This window comes from Inediibacterium massiliense (genome assembly GCF_001282725.1).
Lineage (GTDB): Bacteria > Bacillota > Clostridia > Peptostreptococcales > Thermotaleaceae > Anaerophilus > Anaerophilus massiliensis.
Window position 1 is genome coordinate 1422468 of the sequence record NZ_LN876587.1, and the last position, 25777, is coordinate 1448244.

Below are 25777 nucleotides of genomic sequence, written 5' to 3' on the forward strand. Positions count from 1 at the left end.
CTACAACCATTATGCAGTTATATCTAATGGTGTAACTAGTTTTTCGTTCTCCAACCCATACAAGTCTAACCTATGAATACGAATTTTTTGAGCATCTATAGGCATATGGAAAATTTCTTCTAGTTTTTGTATGACAACTTCTGGTTTTATATTTCCTTTACTTCCTGCCTTTAATAACATCTTCAATATACAATAATCTTCTTCATGACTTGATAATTCTATTTTTTCTATTAAAGGTCTAATATTTACTACTTTTTTTTGTTCTCTTCCTTTTTTCTTTACTGTTTTTTCCATCCATATTTCTTCTTCATTCATCAATTGATCCATAATATTTTTTATATCACACTCTTTCATTTTTTGTGTGAAAGGACATTTAATCATATAAGTAGAATACTCTATAAACGCCATTAATGCTTCACTCTTTATAGGGATATATTTACATCCTAATACTTCAATCCCTTGTGGTAATTCTTCGTTTATTGTTTTTTTAAACCATTCTAAATCTATTTGTTCCTCTACTTCTATATCCATATATTCTCCATCACTAGATACTCCTAAAGCTAGAGCTGTAGCAAAAGAAATCTTTGGATGGGGATTAAATCCTTGAGAAAAAGATAAGGAAATCCTAGCCCTTCTTAAAGCTCTTTCCATAAGTCTTAATAAATCCAAATGAGAAATAAAAATCATCCATTCTTTTTTTGTAAATCGAATTCTAATTTTATACATTACATACACCCCCTAGACTTCCTTTATTGATTCCACAGGCACTACATCCTTTTCTACAATCAGGGGTTAATATGCCCTTGTGTGCCTTTTCATTTTCCTTTTTTAAATATTCTTTACTCACACCTATATCAATAAAATCCCACGGAAAAATTTCATCGTAACTTCTTTGTCTATTTGCATAAAAATGAGGATCTATATGACAATCTTCAAAAGCTTGCATCCATTTTTCATAATCAAAATGATCTCCCCAACCATCAAACTTACATCCTAATTCCCAAGCTTTCATTAAAACCTTTCCTACTTTTCTATCTCCTCTTGCAAACACTCCTTCTAAAAAGCTTGTTTTTGTATCATGATAATTGTATTTTATGTTTTTATGTCTTAATTTTTCTTTCAAATAGTATTGCTTTTCTTTTAAAGTTTCAATAGAGTCTTGTCCATGCCACTGAAAAGGAGTACATGCCTTTGGAACAAAAGAAGACGTACTAATAGTTACTTTAAGTCCCTTTCCTCTTTTCTCTTTTGGAGTATCATAATAAAGATTTACTACTTTATAGGCTAAATCCACAATTCCATCTAAATCTTCATAGGTTTCTGTAGGAAGACCAATCATAAAATAAAGCTTTATGCTATTCCATCCAAGAGAAAAAGCATCTTTCATAGCATCTATTAAATCTTTTTCTGTAATCCCTTTATTAATAACATCTCTAAGCCTTTGAGTTCCTGCCTCTGGTGCAAAAGTAAGTCCTGTTTTTCTAACCTTTTGTATTTGCTCAATGACTTCTAGTGGGAATTTATCTAGTCTTAAAGATGGCAAAGACAATCCTATTTTGTCTTTTTCATTTTCTTTCATCAAATGCTCAATAAGTGGTTCAATTTGAGAATAATCACTTGTACTTAAAGATGATAAAGATAATTCTTCATATCCTGTATTTTCTAAAAGTTTTTTTGCTAAAGTCTTTACTTTCTCTATACTTCTTTCTCTTACAGGTCTATAGATCATTCCTGCTTGACAAAATCTACAGCCTCTTGTACATCCCCTAAAAATCTCTACCATTGCTCTATTATGAACAATATCTGTAAAGGGTACAATCACCTCTTGTGGGTAATAAATATCATCTAAATTGTTTATAATTCTTTTTGTTATTTTTTTAGGATATGTTTCACTTTTAGGTATAAATTCTTTGATAGTACCATCTTCATGATAAACTACATCATAAAATTTAGGAACATATACACCTTTGATATCTGCAATTTCTTCTAAAAATTCTTCTTTAGAAGCTTTTCTTTTTTTCCACTCTTTATATTTTGCTAGTATTTCAAGATTTACTTCTTCTCCTTCTCCTAACACAAAAAAATCTATAATCTCTGCCAAAGGCTCTGGATTATAAGCACAAGGTCCTCCTGCCATAATAAAAGGATAATCTTTTTTTCTATCTTCACTTTTAATAGGAATATGTCCTAGATCTAATATATTTAATATATTGCTATAACTTAGCTCATATTGAAGAGTAAAGGCGATCATATCTAAATCTTTAATAGGACTATGACTTTCTAATGTAAATAGTGGAATGTTTTCTTTTCTTAAAAGATTCTCTAAATCCATCCATGGTGCAAATATTCTCTCACAAAAAATATCTTTTTGTTTATTTTTTAGATTATATAAAATATGCATACCTAAATGAGACATACCTACCTCATAAACATCTGGAAAAGAAAATCCAAATCTTATGGAAACATCCTCTAATGATTTGTTCACAGAGTTTATTTCTTGTCCTATATATCTTGCTGGTTTTTCTACTTGTAAAAGTAATTCCTGAAGCTTTGGTCTGTTCATCTTTTTCCTCCTAAAAATATCTTCTCTTTTGTATTATCTCTACTTTTATATTCTTTGATACTCAATGTTTTTGTATTACTATTCTACCATTTTACTTATTTATTAACAACTTTTCTAGTGTTGTATTTACACCGTATTTTATCATTCCTTCAAACAAATCATTTTCTGTTAGCATACCCATCATATTGCATTTTTCATCCATTACAATAATCATATAATACTTTCTTGGAATAAACTGATTTAGTACTTCTTGAATAGAAGTATTTTTTAAAGCCGTCAAATGTTTTGTATGTAACATGCCCCTTTGAAGAAGGTGTTGTTTCTTTAGACTAATTTCTTTCATAAAAATAAAAGCTGCCATCTTATATTCTTTACATGCAGCAATATACAAAAAAATAGCTAAACAAGATAAATAAATATGAAATGGATTAGACCTATATAATAAAATCCCTATCATAAAAAGTATAACACTTATACTCTTAGATAAAATAGCTACCAATTTAGTAGCTTTTTTGATTCCTATAAAATAAGCACAATAAGCTCTTATAATCCTTCCTCCATCTAATGGCAATATAGGAATTAAATTGAATATCCCAATTATAAAATTCGATAAAATAAAAAAAACAAATAATTCATGGGTATACATTCCTGCATTGTATAATTCATACCCTAATAAAGCCATTACTAAATTAAAAAGTGGTCCTGCTGCTGCAATAAATATTTCATGAGATGGATGTATAGCTACCTCTCCTACTACTTTCGCCACTCCTCCAAAGGGAAAAAGCTCAATGCTACTAAGTTGATACCCAAATTTTTTTGCAGCTATCATATGAGCACCTTCATGTAATAGCACAATAAATAAAGATATTATTAAATTTTTTATATATCCCAATAAAAAAAATATCAAAAAAACAATAGATAATAAAGGATTCATCTCAATATCTATTCCCAATATTTTTACAATCCTCATTCATATACCACCTTGCTAAAGCATTTTTTTGTCAAATGAGATGTAATTAGTTGGATCTACTACTTTTCCATCTACCCAAAGTTCAAAATGTAAATAGGTATTTTCTTCTTTTGGTTTATGAATGACTGCAATAGACTCTCCCTTTTGTATCTTCTGTCCTTTTTTGGCATAAACATCTGAACAATTGCCATACAAAGAAAATATATTTGTATTATGTTTTACTTTTATATACTTTCCTAAGCTATCTCCTTCTCCAACCTCTACTACTTCTCCGTCTCCTATACATACAATTTCTTTTTTCTCCTTAACCTGTATATCTACTCCTCTTTGAAATGTCTTTGTATGTAAAAGGGGTTCTGTATTTTCTCCATAATTAGAAATAATATCGCCCTCCATAGGAACTACAAAATTATACTTTGAATTTTCACTCTTAGAAAAATGATCAAAAACATTTACTACTTTGTCTGGTACTTTAGGTATTTCTTTTGCATATCTTAAAACTTTTTTTGCTGTATTTTTCATATTCATCTCATGGTTAAGAGAAGTTTTAATCACACCTGTGACTTTATTTGTAATAGGTGTATTCATATGCTTAACACATATAACCAGTAATACAATAATGATAGACAATATTGTTTTTTTAAACATCTTACTATAAAATTCTTTCTGTCGGTCTTTTGGTTTCATATAAGGCATACTCTTTTGTCTATTGACATTCATTGGATCATATAATGGTTTCATAATTCCCCTCCTTATGTTGATGCTACTATCATTGTATTGTTAAAAAGGAGGAAATATTACACAAATTAAAAGGGCTAAAGCTTTCACTTTAGTCCTTTAATTGAAATTTTTCATTGGTAATATTAAATTTTTCCTTTAATCCAGATGATACATATACCCCTTTGTCTTGTGTAATCAATATACATTCTACATTTTCTAGGCTTTCTATAAGCTTCATTCCCTCATCTACTCCTAATATATAGGTTGCTGTAGATAGTGCATCTGCATCCATAGATTGATCTGTAACAATAGTTGCACTAATAATCCCATTTTCTGCTGGATATCCTTTATAAGGATCTATAATATGATGGTATCTTTGATTATTCTGAATAAAAAATCTTTCATAATTTCCTGATGTTACAACAGCTTGATTCGATATTTCCAAAGTCCCCATATGAGTACCTGTTTTTTGTAGTGGATCCTGTATTCCAATCTTCCAATGAGATCCATCTAGTTTGTTCCCTACTGCATATATATTTCCACCTAAATTAATTAGGGCATGTTCTATTTTTTCTTTTTTTAATATTTTATATACTTCATCTGCTGCATACCCTTTTGCAATTCCTCCTAAATCAATACGCATACCCTTTTTCTCTAATTTAAAATATTTCTCATCTTTTTGTTTTATCAGGTGATAATCTACATATTGTAATGCATTTTCTATTTCTTCCTGAGAAGGAATTCTTTCTCTATCTGTTCCAATTCCCCATAGCTCCACCAATTTACCGGTTGTAGGATCAAAAGCTCCTTTAGATAATTCTCCATAAATTAGGGATTTTTTTAAAACTTCGCTTGTATCTTGACTTACCTTTATAAAATTTTCTCCTGATGCATGATTAATCTTATTAATTTCACTATCTTCTAAATTGATACTCATTTTCTTTTCTATTTCTTGAATTCTATCAAAACATTTTTTTATGATTTGTCTACCCTGCTGTTCGTCATCTGTCCAAATGGTAATCTTTAAATAGGTTCCAAGCATATAACTAGAATCTTCAACTGGTTTTATTTCTTTACTACATCCTGATAAAAAAATTAAAAGAATAAAAATATATAAAGTCCATATAGAAATTTTTTTTCCCATTTTCTTCACTCCATATTTTACATCCAAAATTTTTGAACTCCTAATACAATTGTATTGGGAGTTACAAACGTTAGTAATCATATTTTTTAATAATTTCTCTCCAATGAAACTCTCCTCTTTCCATAGCTCGAAGAAGTATTTCTGCTGTTGCAATATTCGTTGCTACTGGAATTTTATAAACATCACATAATCTTAATAAAGCTAATATATCTGGCTCATGAGGTTGAGCAGTAAGGGGATCTCTCAAAAAAATTACTAAATCCACTTTATTTTGAGCAATCTCAGCTCCTACCTGTTGATCTCCTCCCAAAGGTCCTGATTGAAACTTTGTAACATTTAGTCCTGTAGCCTCTTCAATTTTTTTCCCTGTAGTACCTGTAGCAATTAAATCATACTTTTTTAAAGTATCTTGATAGGCTATCGTAAAATTGACTATACTTTCCTTTTTCTTGTCATGTGCAACTAATGCAATTTTCATGTTTATCTTCTCCTCACCCATTTTAAAAATTTATTTTTTGTCTTCTCATGCCTATATTTAAGACAATTCCAATTGCAATCATATTTGTCATCAGAGAACTTCCTCCATAGCTTAGAAAAGGAAGAGTTACTCCTGTAACAGGCATCACTCCCATAGTCATTCCAATATTTTCAAAAATCTGAAAAGCAAACATAGATGTAATTCCTACAGCAATCAAACATCCATATAAATCTTTTGCATTTTTTGCAATTTTAATCATTTTATATAAAAATAAAAAATAAAGAACAAGAATAATAAATCCACCTATAAATCCAAACTCTTCTCCTAATACTGCAAAAATAAAATCTGATTCTTGTACAGGTAAAAAATTATAATTATTTTGGGTTCCTTGATATAACCCTTTTCCTAATAGTTGTCCTGATCCAATAGCTATTTTTGACTGCATAACATGATAATTTCCTGGAAGACTTAGATCAGAAGGATTTAAATAAGCATCAATTCTAACTCTTTGATGTGGAGCCATTAGCTTGTACACCAGAGGTAGAGAAACAGCTCCAGCAAATATGCCCTTCCCAATTAACTTGGAATCTAGTCCTGATACAAATATCATTCCAAATATAATAACCATAAAAACAAGTGCATTTCCAAGATCTGGCTCTTTCAAAACAAGTAAAACAGGTAAAGCTGCATATGCTCCTATTGGAAGTAGATCTTTTATCGTATCTAACCTATTTTGCTTATCTTCTAAAAATTTTGCAAAAGAAAGAATAAACCCTATCTTTACGATTTCAGAAGGTTGTATATCAATAGGTCCTAAGTTGATCCAGCTTCTTGCTCCAAACTGCTCTTTTCCGATTCCAGGTATATATACTAATAAAAGCAGCAATATACAAGCAACATAAATATGTTTTTGAAAATTTGCAAAAGTATTATAGTCAATAAATAAGATAAACACCACTGCAATTATACCTAAAAAGAAAGCAATAGCTTGTATTTGTACTTTTCTAGTTATACCATTTTGTGTAATATGGGTTGCACTACTAATCATCATTAAACTGATACAAAATAACACCACAACCAAAATAATAACTCCTACATCAATATGTTTGATTAATTTTTTATCTATCATTGTACACCTCTTTTAATATACTTCATTATGATTATAACATATTCATCTTTTTTTACTCAATATAAATCTAATTTTATGACGAATATTGTAATAGTAAATCTGAATTTCTAAATTCATTTAAAATTTATATAATTTCGCAAATAATAAAAAAGTCTTTCATTGAAAATTTCTCAATGTAGACTTTTTTATTATTTATTTTGTCTTCATTTTTTTTATAGGAATATTTGCAATGAGTGCAGGAATCATTGCATTGTCTATACTTCTTTTTGTCTTTGTAATTTTTATATCCAGCCCTGCTTCATCAATTTCTATATAATCAGATATGACATTTAATATATCTCCTTTTATCATTTCTAAAAAATGAGGAGAACAATGTGTTCGGTCATGTACTAATACTAATTTTAATCTTTCTTTTGCAACATTTTTGCTGGAAGAGCTATCTCTACTAAACAGCTTAAAAACGTCCATTCTTTTCTCTCCCCCTTCTTATTTCATTCCAAATAGCTTTCTTAGTTTTGACAAGAAAGTTTCTTGTCCTTCCAGTTCAAGAAATGGAATCTCTTCTCCTAAAATACGTTTTGTAATATTTCTATAGGCTTGTCCTGCCATGGTACTAGAATCTGTTACAGCAGGTTCCCCTTTATTTGTAGATATGACAATATACTCATCATCAGGGACAACACCTAAAAGATCAATAGCTAATATGTCAATCATATCCTCAATATTCATCATATCTCCCTTTTTTACCATATCAATTCTTAGTCTGTTAATTACCAATTGAGGATTTCTTAATTCAGCTGCTTCTAACAATCCTATGATTCTATCTGCATCTCTTACAGCTGATATTTCAGGAGTAGTAACCACCAACGCTCTATCTGCCCCTGCAATAGCATTTTTAAATCCTTGCTCAATTCCTGCAGGACAATCTACTATAACAAAATCAAAAATTTCTTTTAATTCATTACAAAGATTTTGCATTTGTTCAGGCTTAAGAGCCGTTTTATCTTTTGTTTGGGCAGCAGGAAGTAGAAATAATCCATCGTATCTTTTATCTTTAATAAGTGCTTGCCTTAACCTACATACACCCTCTACTACATCTACAATATCATATACAATTCTATTTTCAAGTCCCATTACTACATCTAAATTTCTAAGACCAATATCTGCATCTACAACGACTACTTTTTTACCTTCCAAAACTAGTCCTGTTCCCAGATTGGCAGTGGTAGTAGTTTTTCCAACTCCACCTTTTCCTGATGTTATAACAATTACTTCACCCATTTTCATTCCCTCCATCATTTACATTAATCAGTTCTTACTTATTTGGTAAATAAGGTTCAATGACAACACTACCATTTTTAATCATTGCCAGTTCAGGACCCATAGGCTTTACTGTCTCATGATCTGGTGATCTTGCAATTTTTTTAGAAATTCTTAATTGTGTTGGTTGTAAACTATATGCTGCAACAAAAGCCCTTTCATTTCCACTAACACCTGCATGGGCTACTCCTCTTAAAGATCCCATAACCATAATATTTCCTTCTGCTATAATTTCTGCCCCTGGATTGACATCTCCAATAATGACTAGATTCCCTGAAAATTTAATTCTTTGTCCTGAACGAATGGTCGCACGAATAAATTTTGTATTTCCTTCCTCTATTCCTTCAAAGACTTTTTTTGGTGTCTTTATATTTTTAATATTTGTTTTTTCTTTCTCTGATACAATCATTCCAAATCTTGAATGAATGATTTCTTTTATTTCTTTTTTTTCATCGTCTGTCAAAATTTTTCCTTGAATACTAATAACTTTAGCACCTTTAAAAAATTTTTTGGCAGATTCAAGCTTTTTAATTAATTGATCTCTTACTTTCACATAATCTGCATCCTTTTTAAAATAAATAATAATTCCATCTTTACTTCCTTTGAATGCAACATAATTTCCTTCGTACATCCAGTGACTACCTCCAAATTCGTGCAAGTAAATCTATAACATGAATAAGTAATTCTTCAAAATCTATTCAAATCCTCTTTTTTTGTTAAAAAATACACTTACTAATTTGTAAGTGTATTCCCTAACTGAATTTTGTCATATTCTTCTGAATTCAGTCCAAAATATTCTGCAATAATCTCTCTTGCTATAGGAGAAGCATATCCTCCATGTCCCCCTTGAAAAATAAGAGAAACTACTGCAATTTGAGGATGATCACTAGGCGCATAGGATACAAACCATGCAAAGTTATCATAATCGGGTTTATATTGATCTAGTACTGCATCTGTAATACGACCATTGCTTAAATCCTTAATAGCTTTTCTCATGGCCATTCCTTCGTTTTTATATGTTTTCATATATTCTTTTGTTTTTTGCTGAATCGCACTTCTAGAAATTCCTGGAGCAATACGTCCCATATATTTTTCTAAATATGCCACTTCATCCTTTGGCTGAATCTTTCCTGATTTTTCAGCTGTTCCTGTTTTTGCAGATACCTTAATAGGAAATCTTAAAAATGTTTTACTACCCGTCCCTTGCTCCTCTTGTGTTACTCTATCCATTCCAATTTTTACATGCTTTAAGTTCTCAGAATCTTTAAGAGGTACCTTTTCTCTTTTATGCTCTATTTTTTCATCCGTTTCACTACTTCCTACTTTATTTACAAGATGAACTTCATTTTTATATCCTCCATTAGAAAGGGTTGCAATATAATTCGCAATCTGTAAAGGGGTATAAGCATGTTGTCCTTGTCCAATAGCTAAGTTAAAAGTATCTCCTTTTGTCCATTTTGCTTGAATATAATAATTAAATTTTGCTAAATCTGCCAAAGGTTCTACTTGATCTTTTTTTACATCTAATTTACCAATTCTATGGATAAGCTCTCCTCTAGATGGATTTTCATCTGTCCAATCTACAATTTTTTGAATTTGTTCCTCTAGCTTTTTCTCATCTTTTAATATAGTTTCTTCAAAATATTTTCTAGCATGAGATGCAACATCTCTCTTTAAAAGAATTTTAGTATTGGCTAGTTTTTGTTGAGGATTTGGAAGGCCATAAGCACTTTCACTAATTTCAATACCTGTAGACTGACCGAGCCCAAACATTTTGGCATATTCTAAAATTTTGTCTGCTCCCATATTAATACCTAAAGACTTATTTTTATAATGATCCCATCCTGTGGATACATTATAAAAATAATAGTTACAAGAAACCTCTAAAGCTTTATAAAGATCTACTGGTCCATGTTTTCTATGATAGCCATTCCATAACCAACATCCAAAGCTTCTTCCCCCTAATTTTATATAACCATCATCATATAACTGTAAATGTGGATCTAGTCCTTGTTCTATAGCAGCTAACCCTGTCATCATTTTAAAAATAGATCCAGGCTGTACTGCTGTTTTAGTAGCCACATTATAAAGAGGAAGAGGCGATAGTGGATCTCTTGGATTTTCATCTTGTACTAATTTCCATGCTTCTGAGGATATACCCGTTGCAAATAAATTAGGATCAAAGGATGGATAATTTGCAAGAGCTAATACTTCACCAGTATTTACATCTAGCGCTACTACTGCACCTGAAGTAGCATTTGGAAAGGCGCTATATTTGTAGTCACCCCACTCACTCTTAAAACTTCCTCCTACTTGAATTTGTTTTAATGCGTGTTCTAGGGCATCCTCTGCTATCTTTTGAAGCTTTGCATCAATAGATAGATACAAAGTTTCTCCTTTTTGAGGCTTTTGTTCTCTTAATACATTTACAAGTCTTCCAATTACATCTACTTCTACATATTTTGCTCCATCTTTTCCTTTTAGTTTTTCTTCATATACTCTTTCTAATCCATCTTTTCCTATGAGTGAATTTGGAGTATATCCTTTGGCTGCTGTAAATGTTTTTTGTTCCTGATCAGAAATTTTCCCTAAATATCCTAAAATATGAGATGCTAAATTCCCATTAGGATAGTACCTAATAGGATCTACTTCCACATTTACACCTGGAAGATCCATACTTGATTCTTCTATGGTCGAGACTGTTTTAGCCGAAACATTTAATGCGATTTTTACAGGTTGATATTGCCTGTATCCTTGTTCCTTTAATTCATGTCTAATGACTAATATCTTTCTAACATCTTCATCAGAATATTCGTCTTTTATTTTAAACTTTTCTTTTAAAGCCACAAAAGCATCTTTTGCATTCATATTTTCTTTTAAATTATATTTTTGTAGAAAATTCTCTTTTTTCATTTCTGGTATAAATTTCATAGTTTTTACAGAAATTGGAGGATATACATTATGTGATGTTTGCATTTCAGTTTGAGCTTCATAATCATTTAAGTTTTTATTAATTCCTAATTGTTGTCTTAACAAGCTAAAAGCATCCTTTGCATCCTTTACCCCTGTTAATCCTTGAGAAGTAAGCCACTCCTGTATTTCCTTGTCAAATGTATAAGAAAATTTACCATTTTCTAGAATAATAGGAAAATTATCTTGGTATTTTTCACTATTCTCGATAAAAATATTCAGAAGTTTTATGGCTACTTTATTAATTTTTTCATCAATGAGCTCATTTTTCATGATTTGAACTGTAAAGCTTGGCTCACTAGTAGCCAATAATCTTCCATATCGATCTCTTATATCTCCTCTCGGAGCAGAAATAGGAATTTTTTTAATTCGAATATTTTCTGCCATTTTTTTATATTTTTCTCCCTGTACAACTGTAAGAGTAAATAGTCTAATAATTAGAATAAATATAAATATGGTAAAAAATAAAATTACTTGATTATGTCTATCTTTTAATTTTTCTATCATTTCATCACCTTATCTTCGCCTTCATATAAGGATATTGAGTAATTTTATAGATCCATCTATAAATAAAAATAGATACTATACTATTATAAATCATCTCTATCAACACAACTTTTCTAAAAATAAAAACAAAATCAAAAGTATGCTTTGTAAGATACATAATCACATAATACAACAAATGATAGGAAACAGTCCCTGCAATAGTAAATAAAACAGGTGTAATATGATTATCTTTATATATATTTTTTTCAAAAATACCAATATTGTATCCCACTAACATATAAACTAAAGCATTAGCTCCAATCATACTTCCCAATAAAATGTCTTGAAGCATTCCTGCAAAGAATCCAATTGTAGCACCTTTCTTTTTTCCCCATAAAATAGAAAATACTACTACAATAATCAATGTAGTATTGGGTATAATATCTAAAAGCCTAAAATGTTGTAGCCAGGTAGATTGTATGAAAAAATTAACAATCATAATCATAAAAACTGTAAACAGTTTCATTTCAATAACCCCTCTAATCTCATTATGGCATAATAATAAATACTTTATCAATTTTTTTAAAATTTACTTCTGGTTCTACCAAAATAGTTTTTAAAAGCTCATTTTCCTTTTTTACTACTTTTTTAATTTGTCCAATAGGAATCCCTTTTTCATATGTGCTCAGTCCTGAAGTAATTAATTTATCTCCTACTAGTACTTCTGCTTGAGGATCAATTAAATATCCTGTAAGGTCTCCTTGTGCACTTCCTCTAAATTCTCCTTCTTGTATACTTCCCCTCACCACTCCAATATATTGACTATTCCTAAGAACCTGAAAACTTACAGAGCTTTTATTATCCACAATCGTAATCACCTTGGACCAATTATCTCCCACTTCAAAAACTCTTCCAATTAATCCTTCCCCATTCATAACCGTACTTCCTTTTACAACTCCTTGATTGGAACCTACATCAATAGTAAACATATTAAACCAATTTCCTAAATCCTTTCCTGTTACACTAGCAGATATATAGTTATATTTTGCATGCTCTGTTGCATAATTAAGTGCTTTTTGAAGAGTTTTTAGTTCATCCAATTCATCTTTTGTAAGAGATAATTGAATCACCTTTTGATTGAGCTTTTCTACTTCTTTTTTTAATTCTTTATTTTCTTTTGAAATTTCTCTAAAAGAAAATAAAGAATTCACTCCATCTCCAATTGCTCTTCCAGTACCATAAAAGATTTTTTGAATAGGTGTAATAATTTTTCCAATCATATTCTCAGGTGAAGATACTCTTTCTCTTCCTCCTAATGTTATGCCTATTATAATAATGAGAATGATAGTAACAAGTGTTACTATCATTATAGCTCCCCTTTTTATCCAATTACCCATAAATATTCACCACTTTATCTATGTCTTTTGGAAGAAATTAATACTCTTTTTAAAGTTTCAATTTCCTCAATGGTTTTTCCTGTTCCTAAAGCCACACAATCTAGCGCTTCTTCTGCAATATGAACAGGCATGCCTGTTTCTTTACGAACAAGCTTATCAAATCCATCTAGCATAGCTCCACCACCTGTAAGCATAATTCCTAATTCCATAATATCTGATGCTAATTCTGGTGGAGTCTTTTCAAGTGTATATTTAATTGCCTCAATAATTGCATTAATCGGCTCATGTAGTGCTTCTAAAATTTCAGTAGAAGATATAGTAAGGGTTTTTGGAAGACCAGAAACTAAATCTCTTCCTCTAATAGACATTTTATCTTCTTTTAATTTGGGAAAGGCTGATCCTACTGTTACTTTTATTTCTTCAGCTGTTCTTTCTCCAATCATTAAGCTATATTCTTTTTTGATATACTGTACAATGGATTCATCAAACTCATCTCCACCAATTCTTACAGATCTACTAGTTACAATTCCTCCTAGTGAAATAATAGCAATCTCTGTAGTTCCTCCTCCAATATCTACTACCATACTTCCTGTAGGCTCCTCAACTGGAAGTCCTGCTCCAATAGCAGCAGCCATTGGTTCTTCGATTAAATAAGCTTCTCTTGCCCCTGCTTGAATTGCTGCTTCTTCCACAGATCTTCTTTCTACTTCCGTTACTCCTGATGGAACTCCTACTACTACTCTAGGTGCAAATAAAAGAGATTTTTTAGGATATGCTCTTTTAATAAAGTATTTTAGCATACTTTGCGTAATATCAAAATCAGCAATTACACCATCTTTTAGTGGTCTAATTGCAATGATATTTCCTGGAGTTCTTCCTATCATTTGTTTTGCCTCTTGTCCCACAGCTAAAACTTCCTTTGTATCTTCTTGTATAGCAACTACAGAAGGTTCTCTTACTACGATTCCTCTTCCTCTTACATATACAAGTGTATTTGCTGTTCCTAGATCTATTCCCATATCCTTTGAAAAGAAATTAAACATTGCCATACATACTGCTCCTCCCTATAATGCTTTATATCATATTACTTTCTTTTAAACTTATATATTTTCCATCTCCAATAATGATATGATCTAAAATGTAAATACCTATAATTTTTCCTGCTTCTATCAATCTTTTTGTAACATTTATATCTTCACTGCTAGGTTTTGGATTTCCACTAGGATGATTGTGAACTAATATAATAGATGCAACACTTTTTTTTATGGCATTTACAAATACTTCCCTTGGATGAACTAATGAACTATTCAAACTTCCTATAGAGATATTGTCTATACTCAATATTTCATTTTTCGTATTCAAAAGAATCGTTTTAAAATATTCTTTTTTATAATATCTCATCTCTTCCATTAGTATATTTGAAACATCCTTTGGCGATGTGATACTATATTTTTCTTTCGAACTACTCAAGGCAAGCCTTTTTCCAAGTTCAATAGAAGAAAGTATTTGACATGCTTTTGCTATACCTATTCCTTTAATATTACTTAATTCTTCTACAGTACAATTTGTTAGGTATCTTAACCCTTCTTGATCTATAGATAATACCTTCTGGGCTAAATCAAGAGCAGACAAATCCTTTGTACCGGTTCGAATTAAAATAGCCAAAAGTTCTGCATTGGATAAACATTCTACTCCCCATTTTAATAATTTTTCTCTAGGGCGTTCAGTCTTCGCCATTTCCCTAATGGAAATATGCGCATCCATACTCAATCACATCCTACATAAGATCTACGTGAAAATATGTGCTTAATATACTTTGAAGCTTTCCTATTGGAAGCCCTACTACATTAAAATAATCTCCTTCAATCCATTCTATCAATACAGAGCCTTTGCCTTGTATAGCATAAGCCCCTGCCTTATCCCATACTTCTCCTGTATCAATATACCTTTTAATCAACCCATCTGTCAACTCTTTCATTTTCACTTTTGTTTGATCATAGCTTACAAATTTATTATAAGTATGTGCTTGTATAACTGCAATACCTGTAATCACAAAATGTATATTATTTTGTAATTTTTTTAACATACAAAAGGCATCATCATAGTTTTTTGGTTTTCCTAATATATGATTCTTTACTACAATAGTATCTGCAGCAATAACAATATCTCCTGCTTCACACTCTTTTGAAACCTCTATAGCTTTTTCAAAAGCTAAAGTCATAGCTACTTGTTTTGGTGTATCTCCTGCATAGATCTTTTCCTCTATTGATGATGTTTTTACCTCAAAAGGAATGTCAAACCTACTAAGAATGTCTTTTCTTCTAGGAGAAGATGAAGCCAATATGATTTTACTCAATATTTCCACCTACTATCTTTAAAATGAAAAATATACAATGAAATATACCTACAATTTTTTTATTTGATAGTTATTATTTCCTAAAATGTTTTTTAAATGATTTGAAATATATTTAGAACTAAGACCTATAAAATATCCAGTAAATAAACTCATAAGCATCATAAGTGGTAAATAGGTAAATATGAGTGTATTATGAATCATAAAACTTGCCACACTAAGTTGCGCAATATTATGACCTAATGCTCCAAATATACTCACACCAATTAAACTAAATTGTTTAGAAAAAAACTTATAAACCACCCACATAATCATTGTACTCACAATAGCTCCTGCTAAGCTGTAAAAAAGACCTGTCACTGCCCCTGTACCTAATGTTGCTAAAATACTTCTTAGTATTCCTACAATCAGGCCATACTTTAGTCCAAATACAATTAAAGCGACTAGATTTACAATATTTGCAAGCCCTAGCTTTGCTCCTGGAACTCCTGAAATAGGTAATGGTATAAAAGATTCTAAAATATTTAAAGCAATCCCAATAGTAGTAATCAGTGATAAATATAAGATCTTCTTTGTCTTCATTATAAAGTCCTTTCCTTAATAACTAATTCCATCTATTTCTGATTGTTCTTTAGATACTACTTTAATAGATATTCTATTGGGTAAACATATGCTTGTTTGATTACTCTTTGTAATTTTTCCCATTTTTATACATAATTGATCTTTGCAATCAGATTCTATAAACCTTGCCCCGTCTTGATCCACTTCAATGACACTATTTCCATAAGATGTATGAATATGAAATGTTTGAGTTTTGCCATTAGCATCTAGGGCAATTTTTTTATATTCTTTTCCCTCTACTTCAATAATGACATATAACTGTCCCTCATGAATTGTTAAAGATTTTACCCAAAACATCCCTCCAAAAGCAAAAAAAATAACCAAAATTATCAAAACTTTATCCCATTTTGTCATTTTATCATCTCTCGCTATTTATATTTTAGGGTTTATACATTAATATTATACTTTTACATAAATTTACACATATTGACCCATTATTCAATATAGTTTAAGTTTAACATTTTGGTAATCCCTTTACAAGTAGCAAATATATATTGAAAAAGAACAAAATTTTCCTTGAAATAAAAGAACATGCCAAAAGGCATGCTCTTTTATTTCATAACAATTGTTTTCTTAGGACATTTTTCTGCACAGGCACCACAACCGATACATTTATCTTCTAATACTTTATGCACTTGTTTTAACTCACCTTCAATTGCATCTACTGGACATTGTTTTGCACAAATGGTACATCCTATACAATTTTCAGCAACAATCTCAGCTTTTTTTCTTTGTTCAAAGTTTGCATATATAGCTCCTGTTGGACATTTTTCAGCACAAATCATACAATTTTTACATTTAGAATAATCAATCTTTGCAAGATTATTTTCAAATGTAATGGCTTCAAAAGGACAAGATCTTACACAAAGTTGACAACCAATACATCCTACAGAACAATTATCTTTTACTGATTTACCTCTCTCTTTATTGTTACAATCTACTACTACATTTTGTTCATAAGGTACTAAATCAATTACATTTTTAGGACATGCTTCTATACATTTTCCACATGAAGTACATTTTTCTGGGTCTACTTTTGCTACTCCATCTTTTGTAACATGAATCGCATCAAAAGGACATACGGTTACACAAGTTCCTAGTCCTAAACATCCATAAGCACAGCTTTTACTTCCACCGCTCACCATTGCCGCTGCCTTACAGTCTTTAATTCCTGAGTAATCAAATTTTTCTTTACAGTTTGCATGAGTACCATTACAAATCACTCTAGCTACTTTTTTTACATTATCTCCTGCAGACACTCCCATGATTTCTGCAATTTTAGCAGCACATTCACTTCCTCCAACAGGACAACCATTTACAGGTGCTTTTCCTTCAACGATAGCGCTTGCAAGTCCTCCACATCCTGGGTATCCACATCCTCCACAGTTTGCTCCTGGAAGTGCTTCTCCAATTGCAGTGATTCTAGGATCTACTTCTACAGCAAATTTTTGAGAAGCATATGCAAGTCCTGCTCCGAACACTAGACCCATTCCGCCTAAACTGACTACTGGGCCTACTAATGTTGAAATATCCATATTTTTTCCCTCCTTATACAAGTCCTGCGAAACCTAAAAAGGCAATAGACATCAAGCTTGCAGTAATTAATGCAATTGGAAAACCTTTAAATAGTTCAGGTACATCTGAAATCTCAAGTTTTTCTCTGATTCCTGCAAATAAAATGATTGCAAGAGAAAATCCAATTGCAGCTCCAACACCATTTACAATCGTTTCAATTAAATTATAATCAGATTGAATATTTAAAATTGCAACCCCAAGTACAGCACAGTTTGTAGTAATCAGTGGTAAATATACTCCTAGTGCTTGATATAGAGTAGGACTTACCTTTTGAATAACCATCTCTACAAATTGAACCAATGCCGCAATAACTAAAATAAAAGCTATTGTTTGTAAAAATTCTAATCCATAAGGAACCAATATAAACTTTTGAATAATCCATGTAACAATAGATGCAATGGTCATAACAAAAGTAACAGCCATTCCCATTCCTGTAGCAGTTTCAACTTGTTTGGATACTCCTAAAAATGGACAAATTCCTAAGAACTTGGAAAGTACAAAGTTGTTTACAAGTATACTGCTTACAAGTATAACAAATAATCCGCCTATAGACATATTCTTTCTCCTCCTTTAATTTTGATTTGCTTTCTTAGATTGAATAAATCTTAAAAGAACTAGTAATAAAGCTAATGCAAGGAACGCACCAGGAGGAAGAATCATAATTAAAGCTGGTTGATAAGAAGCTCCAAATATAGCATGCCCAAATATAGAACCTGCTCCTAATATTTCTCTTACACTTCCTAAAATAGTAAGGGATATAGTAAATCCAAGTCCCATACCAATACCATCTACAGCTGAAGCAATTACAGAGTTTTTAGAAGCAAAAGCTTCTGCTCTTCCTAAAATGATACAGTTAACAACAATTAATGGAATAAAAAGTCCTAATGAAGCATCTAATGCTGGAACAAAGGCTTTTAACATTAGACCTACTACTGTCACGAATGTCGCAATAACAACAACGAATGCTGGTATACGAATCTTACTAGGTATAACCTTTTTTAATAATGAAATTACAACGTTTGATCCTAATAATACAGCAGTTGTTGCAAGTCCCATTCCTACACCATTTTCAGCTGAAGTAGTAACAGCTAGTGTTGGACACATTCCTAACATTTGTATAAAAGTTGGATTTTCAAATAAAATCCCCGTCATAAATATTTTTCCTAAATTCATTTCGTCACCTCCAAAACTACTTTAATTTTTCATTAAATAATTTAATTGCACTATTTACACCTGTAGTTACTGCTCTTGATGTAATAGTAGCTCCTGAAATAGCCATAATTTCATTATCTTTAGGTGTTCCCGCCTTAATAACTTCTAAGTCACTTTCTGCACTTTTGTCATTATATTGATCTTTAAATTCTCCAGATGCTTTTGCACCAAGACCTGGAGTTTCTTGATGGCTTCCTATATTTACACCACTAATTACACTATCAGCAGTAATTCCTACCATCACTTCTACTTCTCCACCATATCCTTTTGGATTTGTTTTTACAGTGTATCCTACAACTTCTCCATCTTTCATTCCTTTATATACTTCTACAATATTTTCATATCCATTAAATTCACCTTGATCTACCATTTCAAAATCAGTAGCTGTAGGTAAAACAGTTTGACGAGCCTTTGTATTTGCCTCTTCCATTTGCTTTGCGATTGGCTCTTTTGTGATTTCATTGCTATAACCTAGTACTACAGCAGCCACAGCTGTAATGATTAATAAAATAATTCCTAATTTCATAATTTCTTTCATCTACTTCACCTCCCCAAATACTCTTGGGCTTGTGTATTTGTCAATCAATGGTGCAGCTACGTTCATTAAAAGAATAGAATAAGATACACCTTCTGGATATCCACCATATACTCTGATAACACTTGTTAATAGCCCACATCCTAATGCAAAGATTATTTGACCTTTAGGTGTTACAGGTGATGAAGCATAATCTGTTGCCATATAGATTGCTCCTAACATTAAACCACCTGCAAAGATTTGATAAATCATAAATTGTGCATCAAATCCTCCAAAAATAAATGTAAGAACCGCTACTGTAGCGATATAAATAACTGGAATCTTTGGAGTAATAACACCTCTATATACAAGATAAATTCCTCCAAGTATTAATAAAATAGCAGAAGTTTCTCCAATACATCCACCAACATTCCCAATAATTAAATCTGCTAATGATGGTAATGCTTCTTTTGCTTCTCCTCCTAAAATAGCTAGTGGAGTTGCTGTACTTACAGCATCAGTTCCTGGTTTTACCCAAGCTGTCATTTGTACTGGCCAAGAAGCTAAAAGCATGGCACGAGCAGCTAGTGCTGGGTTCATAAAGTTATGTCCTACCCCTCCAAATACTTGCTTTACAATAGCAATAGCAAATACTGAACCTATTGCTGGAAGCCACCAAGGGGCACTCGCTGGAATATTAAAAGCCAATAATAATCCTGTTACAACAGCACTCCAGTCATTAATAGTAACTGGTTTTTTACAAATTTTTTGGACAGCAGCTTCTGTTAACACAGCTGCAATGACAGCTGCTAAAATTACTTTTACTGCTCCCATTCTAAAAAAATATACACCTGCTAATGTTGCAGGCAACAATGCAATAACAACGTCTCTCATGATCTTATTTGTAGTCTCATTAGATCTAATATGAGGAGACGAAGATACAATAAGTCGATTCTCCATATTCCTATTCCCTCCCATTACTTACTCTTTTTCTTTTTGGCTACGATTTCTCGTTTGGCTACTCGAATGGATTGAAGTAGTGGTCTCTTTGATGGACAAATAAATGAACAAGAACCACATTCTATACAATCAAGAGCTCGATATTTCTCAGCTGTGTCATACATACCTTTTAGGGAATAAGCACTTACATATAATGGTTGTAAGAAAGCTGGACAAATATCTACACACTTGCCACACTTAATACATGATGTAGGTTCAGGAAGTCTTGCTTCCTCTGGACTGAGTACTAATATACCAGATGTTCCTTTGATTGCAGGAATCTCATCTGTATGTTGTGCAAGCCCCATCATAGGTCCTCCCATGATTAGTTTTCCTACAGTTCCATTGTATCCTCCACATTGTTCAATGATTTCTTTAAAAGGTGTACCTATTTTAATTAATAAATTTTTAGGTTCTTTAATACCTTTTCCTGTAATAGTTGCAATTCTTTCGATCAAAGGCATTCCAGTTTGAATTGCATTAGCAATTGCTGATGCAGTTCCTACGTTATTTACAATCACTCCCGCATCCATTGGAAGTCCTCCTGATGGAACTTCTCTTTGTGTACAGGCATAAATCAGTTGTTTTTCAGCTCCTTGAGGATATTTTGTTCTAAGACCCACAACCTCAATAGATGCCTCATCTTTTGCTGCATTTTTCATGCTTTCAATGGCATCAGGTTTATTATCTTCTATACCTATATACGCTTTAGAAACATTTGTAGCTTTCATCATTGCTTTTAATCCATAAATAATACTTTGTGGATTTTCTAACATCAATCTGTGGTCAGCTGTTAGATACGGTTCACACTCTGCACCATTTAAGACAATCGTGTCAATTTTCTTATCTGGTGGAGGAGATAGTTTTACATGAGTTGGGAAAGCTGCTCCTCCCATCCCTACAATACCTGCTTCTTTAATGATCTCTAAGATCTCTTTTCCAGATAAACTATCAATGTCTCCTTTTGGTATAACGCTTTCATGAACTTCATTTAAACCATCAGATTCAATAACAATACATTGTGCTTCTCCTGTGGGCGTAAGCATTTTTGTAATTTGTTTTACTTGACCTGATATACTACTGTGGATTGGTGCAGAAACAAAAGCTTTTGCTTCTCCTATTTTTTGTCCTACTTTTACATGGTCTCCAACCTTTACTAAAGCTTCACAAGGAGCCCCAATGTGTTGTTGAAGAGGGATCGCTACACGAGTTGGTTCGTTTGCTTTTTCTACTTTAATTCTTTCTGTTGCTTCCTTATAGTGAGGAGGATGTACCCCTCCTCTGAAGGATAAAAGATTCATTTATGTTCACCCCTTATTTCATAAAATTAATTTAAAATAATTTATAACCACAGGCAATGATGACTTAGCACGCTAATTATATATTAACTTCTATGTCTAAAAAAGTCAATGAAACTTCATAGTCATGTCTTTAATTTACAATTCACAAAATATACTTAAAAATTAGAATTTATTCACATTTATTTCACGCTTTTTCTTTTTACTTTTTTAAAAATCAAATCCTAATGTTTTTATTCAAATTTCTTCTAACTCTCATGAGCGGTCATAAATTTTAAATATTTGTATAAATTTTTTATAAAAACATTTTCCACCTCAAACAATGGATTGTCTTGATTTTTTAAAGCTTCTGTCAATTCTTTTGAAAAATCTTTTATCCTATTCATCCATTCATCATGCATCTTTTTTAAATCTTTAGAAATTTTCTCTTGGTTTGCTTTCTTTTCTATTTCATTTAAACTATCTATATCTACTTGAAATGATTGTATTTTTCCTGTATTTTTTTGTTCTTGTATTTTATTTCCAATACTCTTTAATATTTCTACAAATTTTTCATTTTCCTCTTTCAAAATCTGTATATACTTTTCATCGTCTTTGTGATACTGAATAATTTTATCAGGTATGCTTCTACTCCATACAAAAGTTTCTTCATAGTCTACCTTTATATTTTTCATAAAAACATCTGCACTATTTCGATCCGTCATTACTCCAGCAATGACTTTATATCCTTTTTCTTCCAATATAAAGCCAGGCATTTTTCTTTCATATAACTGATCTAACATATTCTGTGCATTTTCCTTGGTGGAAAAACTTCCTATTTGAACACTAAAGATATCAAGCCCCTTTAAACTCATTGTGTTTATTTGATTTGTAGAAGCTTGTTCTTCTTCTTTTTTTCCTTGTATTTTCTCTGGTTTGGCTTGTTTCACTATTCTTTTCTCCTGTACGTGATGATTAAAAAAAGAAGGTATGATAATATGCTGAGTCAACAAAAAACCAAATCCAATAGATAAAAAAATTAACAATCCTAAAGAAAAAACAATCCCTATTTTTTTTCCTTCATTCTCTTTTCTTATTCTATTTCTTTTTAGTCTCATTTCCCACTCCCCCTTTTAAAAAATATCTTCTATTTTCATTTGGATAGGATCATTTGGATATAAAATGTTAGATACTTGTACTCCTATGAGTCTAATCTTTTTTTCAAAACTAATTTTTTTTACAAGCATCATCTCACTTACTTGATACAGTTCTTCATATGTATTTGTATAATGAGGCAGTGTTTGACTTCTTGTAATAGAAGTAAAATCCTCATATTTTATTTTTAAAGTAATAGTTCTTACTGTTAATTTTTTGTTATTAAGTCTATCCTCTATTTGTTTACAATGATTTTTTATAAATTCTTTTAAAATTTTTAAATCTCTAGTATCCTTTTTTAAAGTGCTTTCTTCTCCTATTGATTTTGTTCTATTTTTATTTTCTACACTCCTATCATCTTTTCCTTTTGCATATTGAAATAATTCCAATCCTTTTTTTCCAAATTTTTTCTTCAATATTTGAGGATTATATCTTAAAATATCTTCTATATGATATAAACCTAATTTGTGTAGCTCTTTTTCTGTCTTAGGCCCCACTCCCCATAATTTTCTAATAGGTAAAGGCCCTAAAAATTTTTCTATTTCATCTTTTTTAATAATAGTAAAACCATTTGGTTTTTCATAATCAGATGCAAGTTTTGCTAAATATTTATTAATAGATATCCCTACCGAAGCTGTAATTCCTATTTCATCTTGTATTCTTTTTTTGATTTCCTGTCCAATGAATATAGGATCTCCTCCCGTTACATCTAAAAAAGCTTCGTCTATAGAAATAGGTTCAATAAATTCTGTATATTCTTCAAGAATATTATGAATATTTTGGGATACTTCTAAATATTTTTCCATTTTAACAGGCACAAAAATTAAGTGTGGACATAGTTTTTTAGCTTGCTTGGAAGGCATAGCAGACCTAACACCATATTTTCTAGCCTCATAAGAGGCTGTACAAACAACTCCTCTTTCTTTTGGATCTCCTCCTACTGCAATAGGCTTATTTCTATAATCCTTATGATCCCTTTGTTCTATAGATGCATAAAAAGCATCCATGTCAATATGAATAATGTCTCTTTCCATATTCATCCCTCACTAAATTGTTTTATCTTTTTCTAAATATATTGTATCAAATATCCGATATAGATAATAAGAAACCAACTTACACTTTTCTTATATCTTATAAAAATATCAAAAGGAGTCTTTACCATGAAAATTAATTCTGTTCAGTCCATATTTAATCAAAAATTGGCTGATATACAAAGTAGATTACCATCTGGTGTAAATTTAATCCATACTAATTCTTCTACTAATTTTGAAGATGTATTCAATAACCAAATAGAAGAAACTTCAAATTTAGATCATAAAAAATATGAAACAATTATAGAAACTGTAGCTAAAAAATATAATATAGACGCCAGTTTAATCAAGGCAGTGATTCATGCTGAATCATCTTTTAATCCATATGCCAAATCACAAGTAGGTGCACAAGGACTTATGCAACTTATGCCTGATACTGCAAAGGGTCTTGGAGTTTCTAATCCATGGGATCCTGTACAAAATATATATGGAGGAACCAAATACCTCAAGAATCTTTTAGATCAATATAATGGAAATACCTCCCTTGCTTTAGCAGCATACAATGCAGGTCCTTCCAATGTAGAAAAATATAATGGAATACCTCCCTTTAACGAGACACAAAATTATGTCAAAAAAGTTTTATCTCTTAAAAATATATATGAATAAAAACATCCTACTAAAATTAGTAGGATGTTTTTATATCCGCTTTTTTTATTTTAAAATTCTTCTAGCTGTAATATATCTATGTCTATAAAAAGAATCATCTAACCCCGATATAGTTACAGACCCTGCTTTTCCTGATGAAGCATGAATGAAATTTCCATTTCCTATGTATATTCCTACATGATTGATACTACCATTATCAGATGTATCAAAAAATACTAAATCTCCCCTTTGAAGTTCTTCTTTTGATACCTTTACTCCATTTGTAGCTTGACTTCTTGAATCCCTATCAATTTTAATGCCATTTTGTCTATATACATAAGATGTAAATCCAGAGCAATCAAATGCATTTGGTCCATTAGATCCATAAGAATATGGTTTTCCTCTTAAACTCATAGCTGTTTGAAGAAGCTTGTCCACTTGAACATTATGACTTCCTCTCGACACAACCGGCTCATTTTTTACTTCTCCCACATATTTGCTATAAACCCATCCAATTTGTCCATCTTCTGTTTGTACTGCATACCAATCTTGTTCAGTACTTTTTACTTCTACAAGTGTTCCTCCACTTAAAGTTCCTGATACCTCACAATCAGTAGAAGGCGCTACTCTTAAATTTACACCATTTCCTGTGATTTGCATTTTTGCTTTTACATAATCTTTATGAATCCAGCCCTCTTTATTATCAAAAGAAATTTGATACCAATCTCCTTTATCATTCATAATTTGAACATTATCTCCATTTTTTAAACTAATAATCTTTTGTGCATCTGTACTTGGCTGTTGTCTTACATTAACAGATGTCCCTGTAACCGTTCCTATTCCTTGTCCATAAGAAAAAGATCCCATTCCAAAAGTAAAAGCTCCTATCATCATAGTAACAGCTACAGGCTTGATCCATTTTATCATTTTTCGCCCCCCTATTGTTTATTATTTATAATTCTTATTGTTTGATGTTTACGAATTTAATTTGACTTTTACTATATTCTACATATTTTTTAGAAATCCTTCTTTTTTTAGAAAAAAATCGCAATAAAAAAACTACTCTTTAAGAGTAGTTATATGCTTATTGGTGCGAGAGACGGGACTTGAACCCGTACGCCATAAGACACACGCCCCTCAAACGTGCCTGTCTGCCGATTCCAGCACTCTCGCCTTTTTATAATTATATTACTTAGATAGTATAATCAACTTTTTATA

Annotated in this window: 28 protein-coding genes and 1 tRNA gene; 1 reads left to right on the plus strand and 28 read right to left on the minus strand. The window is 31.2% G+C overall.

Annotated elements, in window-relative coordinates; genetic code table 11:
- Positions 1-9 precede the first annotated feature (9 nt).
- The 26 genes from BN2409_RS15490 to BN2409_RS15615 form a co-directional block, all read right to left on the minus strand.
- Positions 10-726 carry a TIGR03936 family radical SAM-associated protein gene (locus tag BN2409_RS15490; protein WP_053957507.1) on the minus strand — a complete coding sequence of 239 codons (717 nt, stop codon included), beginning with the start codon at positions 724-726 and terminating at the stop codon, positions 10-12.
- Positions 719-2563, minus strand: a complete 1845-nt coding sequence (locus BN2409_RS15495) for a TIGR03960 family B12-binding radical SAM protein (protein WP_053957508.1) — start codon at positions 2561-2563, stop codon at positions 719-721. The genes BN2409_RS15490 and BN2409_RS15495 overlap by 8 nt, the downstream gene beginning before the upstream one ends.
- 91 nt (positions 2564-2654) lie before the next feature.
- Positions 2655-3533 carry a M50 family metallopeptidase gene (locus BN2409_RS15500; protein ID WP_053957509.1) on the minus strand — a complete coding sequence of 293 codons (879 nt, stop codon included), beginning with the start codon at positions 3531-3533 and terminating at the stop codon, positions 2655-2657.
- A gap of 15 nt (positions 3534-3548) precedes the next feature.
- On the minus strand, positions 3549-4274 hold the full coding sequence (locus BN2409_RS15505) for a M23 family metallopeptidase (RefSeq protein ID WP_053957510.1): 726 nt from the start codon (positions 4272-4274) through the stop codon (positions 3549-3551).
- Positions 4275-4362: 88 nt separating this feature from the next.
- Positions 4363-5397 (minus strand): FAD:protein FMN transferase, encoded by a 1035-nt coding sequence (locus BN2409_RS15510; RefSeq protein WP_110943219.1) that lies wholly within the window; start codon positions 5395-5397, stop codon positions 4363-4365.
- A 70-nt stretch (positions 5398-5467) separates the two neighbouring features.
- Positions 5468-5875: a methylglyoxal synthase gene (mgsA, locus tag BN2409_RS15515; RefSeq protein WP_053957512.1), complete on the minus strand. Its 408-nt coding sequence runs from the start codon at positions 5873-5875 to the stop codon at positions 5468-5470.
- A gap of 22 nt (positions 5876-5897) precedes the next feature.
- A complete protein-coding gene (gene rodA / locus BN2409_RS15520; protein ID WP_199873069.1) occupies positions 5898-7004 on the minus strand; it encodes a rod shape-determining protein RodA in 1107 nt (368 codons plus the stop codon).
- Positions 7005-7196: 192 nt separating this feature from the next.
- A complete protein-coding gene (gene minE / locus BN2409_RS15525; protein WP_053957513.1) occupies positions 7197-7472 on the minus strand; it encodes a cell division topological specificity factor MinE in 276 nt (91 codons plus the stop codon).
- Positions 7473-7490: 18 nt separating this feature from the next.
- A complete protein-coding gene (gene minD / locus BN2409_RS15530; RefSeq protein WP_053957514.1) occupies positions 7491-8285 on the minus strand; it encodes a septum site-determining protein MinD in 795 nt (264 codons plus the stop codon).
- Between the two features lie 34 nt (positions 8286-8319).
- A complete protein-coding gene (gene minC, locus BN2409_RS15535) occupies positions 8320-8955 on the minus strand; it encodes a septum site-determining protein MinC (protein WP_053957515.1) in 636 nt (211 codons plus the stop codon).
- 101 nt (positions 8956-9056) lie between these two features.
- Positions 9057-11801: a penicillin-binding transpeptidase domain-containing protein gene (locus BN2409_RS15540; RefSeq protein WP_053957516.1), complete on the minus strand. Its 2745-nt coding sequence runs from the start codon at positions 11799-11801 to the stop codon at positions 9057-9059.
- Between the two features lie 4 nt (positions 11802-11805).
- Positions 11806-12306 carry a rod shape-determining protein MreD gene (mreD, locus tag BN2409_RS15545; RefSeq protein WP_053957517.1) on the minus strand — a complete coding sequence of 167 codons (501 nt, stop codon included), beginning with the start codon at positions 12304-12306 and terminating at the stop codon, positions 11806-11808.
- Positions 12307-12328: 22 nt separating this feature from the next.
- The gene (gene mreC / locus BN2409_RS15550) at positions 12329-13147 is read right to left on the minus strand and encodes a rod shape-determining protein MreC (protein WP_242847977.1); all 819 of its coding nucleotides are present in this window, start codon (positions 13145-13147) and stop codon (positions 12329-12331) included.
- 44 nt (positions 13148-13191) lie between these two features.
- Positions 13192-14226, minus strand: a complete 1035-nt coding sequence (locus BN2409_RS15555; protein WP_053957519.1) for a rod shape-determining protein — start codon at positions 14224-14226, stop codon at positions 13192-13194.
- 25 nt (positions 14227-14251) lie between these two features.
- The gene (gene radC, locus BN2409_RS15560; RefSeq protein WP_053957520.1) at positions 14252-14941 is read right to left on the minus strand and encodes a RadC family protein; all 690 of its coding nucleotides are present in this window, start codon (positions 14939-14941) and stop codon (positions 14252-14254) included.
- 13 nt (positions 14942-14954) lie between these two features.
- Positions 14955-15533 (minus strand): nucleoside triphosphate pyrophosphatase, encoded by a 579-nt coding sequence (locus tag BN2409_RS15565; RefSeq protein WP_053957521.1) that lies wholly within the window; start codon positions 15531-15533, stop codon positions 14955-14957.
- Between the two features lie 48 nt (positions 15534-15581).
- Positions 15582-16112: a Gx transporter family protein gene (locus BN2409_RS15570; protein WP_053957522.1), complete on the minus strand. Its 531-nt coding sequence runs from the start codon at positions 16110-16112 to the stop codon at positions 15582-15584.
- A 15-nt stretch (positions 16113-16127) separates the two neighbouring features.
- The gene (locus tag BN2409_RS15575) at positions 16128-16505 is read right to left on the minus strand and encodes a NusG domain II-containing protein (RefSeq protein WP_053957523.1); all 378 of its coding nucleotides are present in this window, start codon (positions 16503-16505) and stop codon (positions 16128-16130) included.
- A 197-nt stretch (positions 16506-16702) separates the two neighbouring features.
- Positions 16703-17686 (minus strand): RnfABCDGE type electron transport complex subunit B, encoded by a 984-nt coding sequence (gene rnfB / locus BN2409_RS15580; RefSeq protein ID WP_053957524.1) that lies wholly within the window; start codon positions 17684-17686, stop codon positions 16703-16705.
- A gap of 13 nt (positions 17687-17699) precedes the next feature.
- On the minus strand, positions 17700-18281 hold the full coding sequence (rsxA, locus tag BN2409_RS15585; protein ID WP_053957525.1) for an electron transport complex subunit RsxA: 582 nt from the start codon (positions 18279-18281) through the stop codon (positions 17700-17702).
- Between the two features lie 15 nt (positions 18282-18296).
- On the minus strand, positions 18297-18899 hold the full coding sequence (rsxE, locus tag BN2409_RS15590) for an electron transport complex subunit RsxE (RefSeq protein ID WP_053957526.1): 603 nt from the start codon (positions 18897-18899) through the stop codon (positions 18297-18299).
- Between the two features lie 16 nt (positions 18900-18915).
- Positions 18916-19476 carry an RnfABCDGE type electron transport complex subunit G gene (locus tag BN2409_RS15595; RefSeq protein WP_053957527.1) on the minus strand — a complete coding sequence of 187 codons (561 nt, stop codon included), beginning with the start codon at positions 19474-19476 and terminating at the stop codon, positions 18916-18918.
- Complete coding sequence (locus BN2409_RS15600) at positions 19477-20412, minus strand: RnfABCDGE type electron transport complex subunit D (RefSeq protein ID WP_053957528.1); 936 nt, start codon at positions 20410-20412, stop codon at positions 19477-19479. It lies immediately after the preceding gene.
- 17 nt (positions 20413-20429) lie between these two features.
- Complete coding sequence (rsxC, locus tag BN2409_RS15605; protein WP_053957529.1) at positions 20430-21752, minus strand: electron transport complex subunit RsxC; 1323 nt, start codon at positions 21750-21752, stop codon at positions 20430-20432.
- Between the two features lie 245 nt (positions 21753-21997).
- Positions 21998-22846, minus strand: coding sequence for an SPOR domain-containing protein (locus tag BN2409_RS15610; RefSeq protein WP_053957530.1), 849 nt, complete (start codon positions 22844-22846; stop codon positions 21998-22000).
- Between the two features lie 15 nt (positions 22847-22861).
- A complete protein-coding gene (locus BN2409_RS15615) occupies positions 22862-23917 on the minus strand; it encodes a DNA polymerase IV (protein WP_053957531.1) in 1056 nt (351 codons plus the stop codon).
- Between the two features lie 126 nt (positions 23918-24043).
- On the opposite strand from BN2409_RS15615, the gene BN2409_RS15620 reads away from it, so the two are divergent.
- Positions 24044-24580 (plus strand): lytic transglycosylase domain-containing protein, encoded by a 537-nt coding sequence (locus tag BN2409_RS15620; protein WP_053957532.1) that lies wholly within the window; start codon positions 24044-24046, stop codon positions 24578-24580.
- A gap of 45 nt (positions 24581-24625) precedes the next feature.
- Here the strand turns inward: BN2409_RS15620 and BN2409_RS15625 are convergent, their stop codons facing one another.
- Both BN2409_RS15625 and BN2409_RS15630 read right to left on the minus strand, forming a co-directional pair.
- Positions 24626-25486: a C40 family peptidase gene (locus BN2409_RS15625; protein WP_053957533.1), complete on the minus strand. Its 861-nt coding sequence runs from the start codon at positions 25484-25486 to the stop codon at positions 24626-24628.
- A gap of 161 nt (positions 25487-25647) precedes the next feature.
- Positions 25648-25732, minus strand: a tRNA-Leu gene (locus BN2409_RS15630).
- Between the last annotated feature and the right edge of the window lie 45 nt (positions 25733-25777).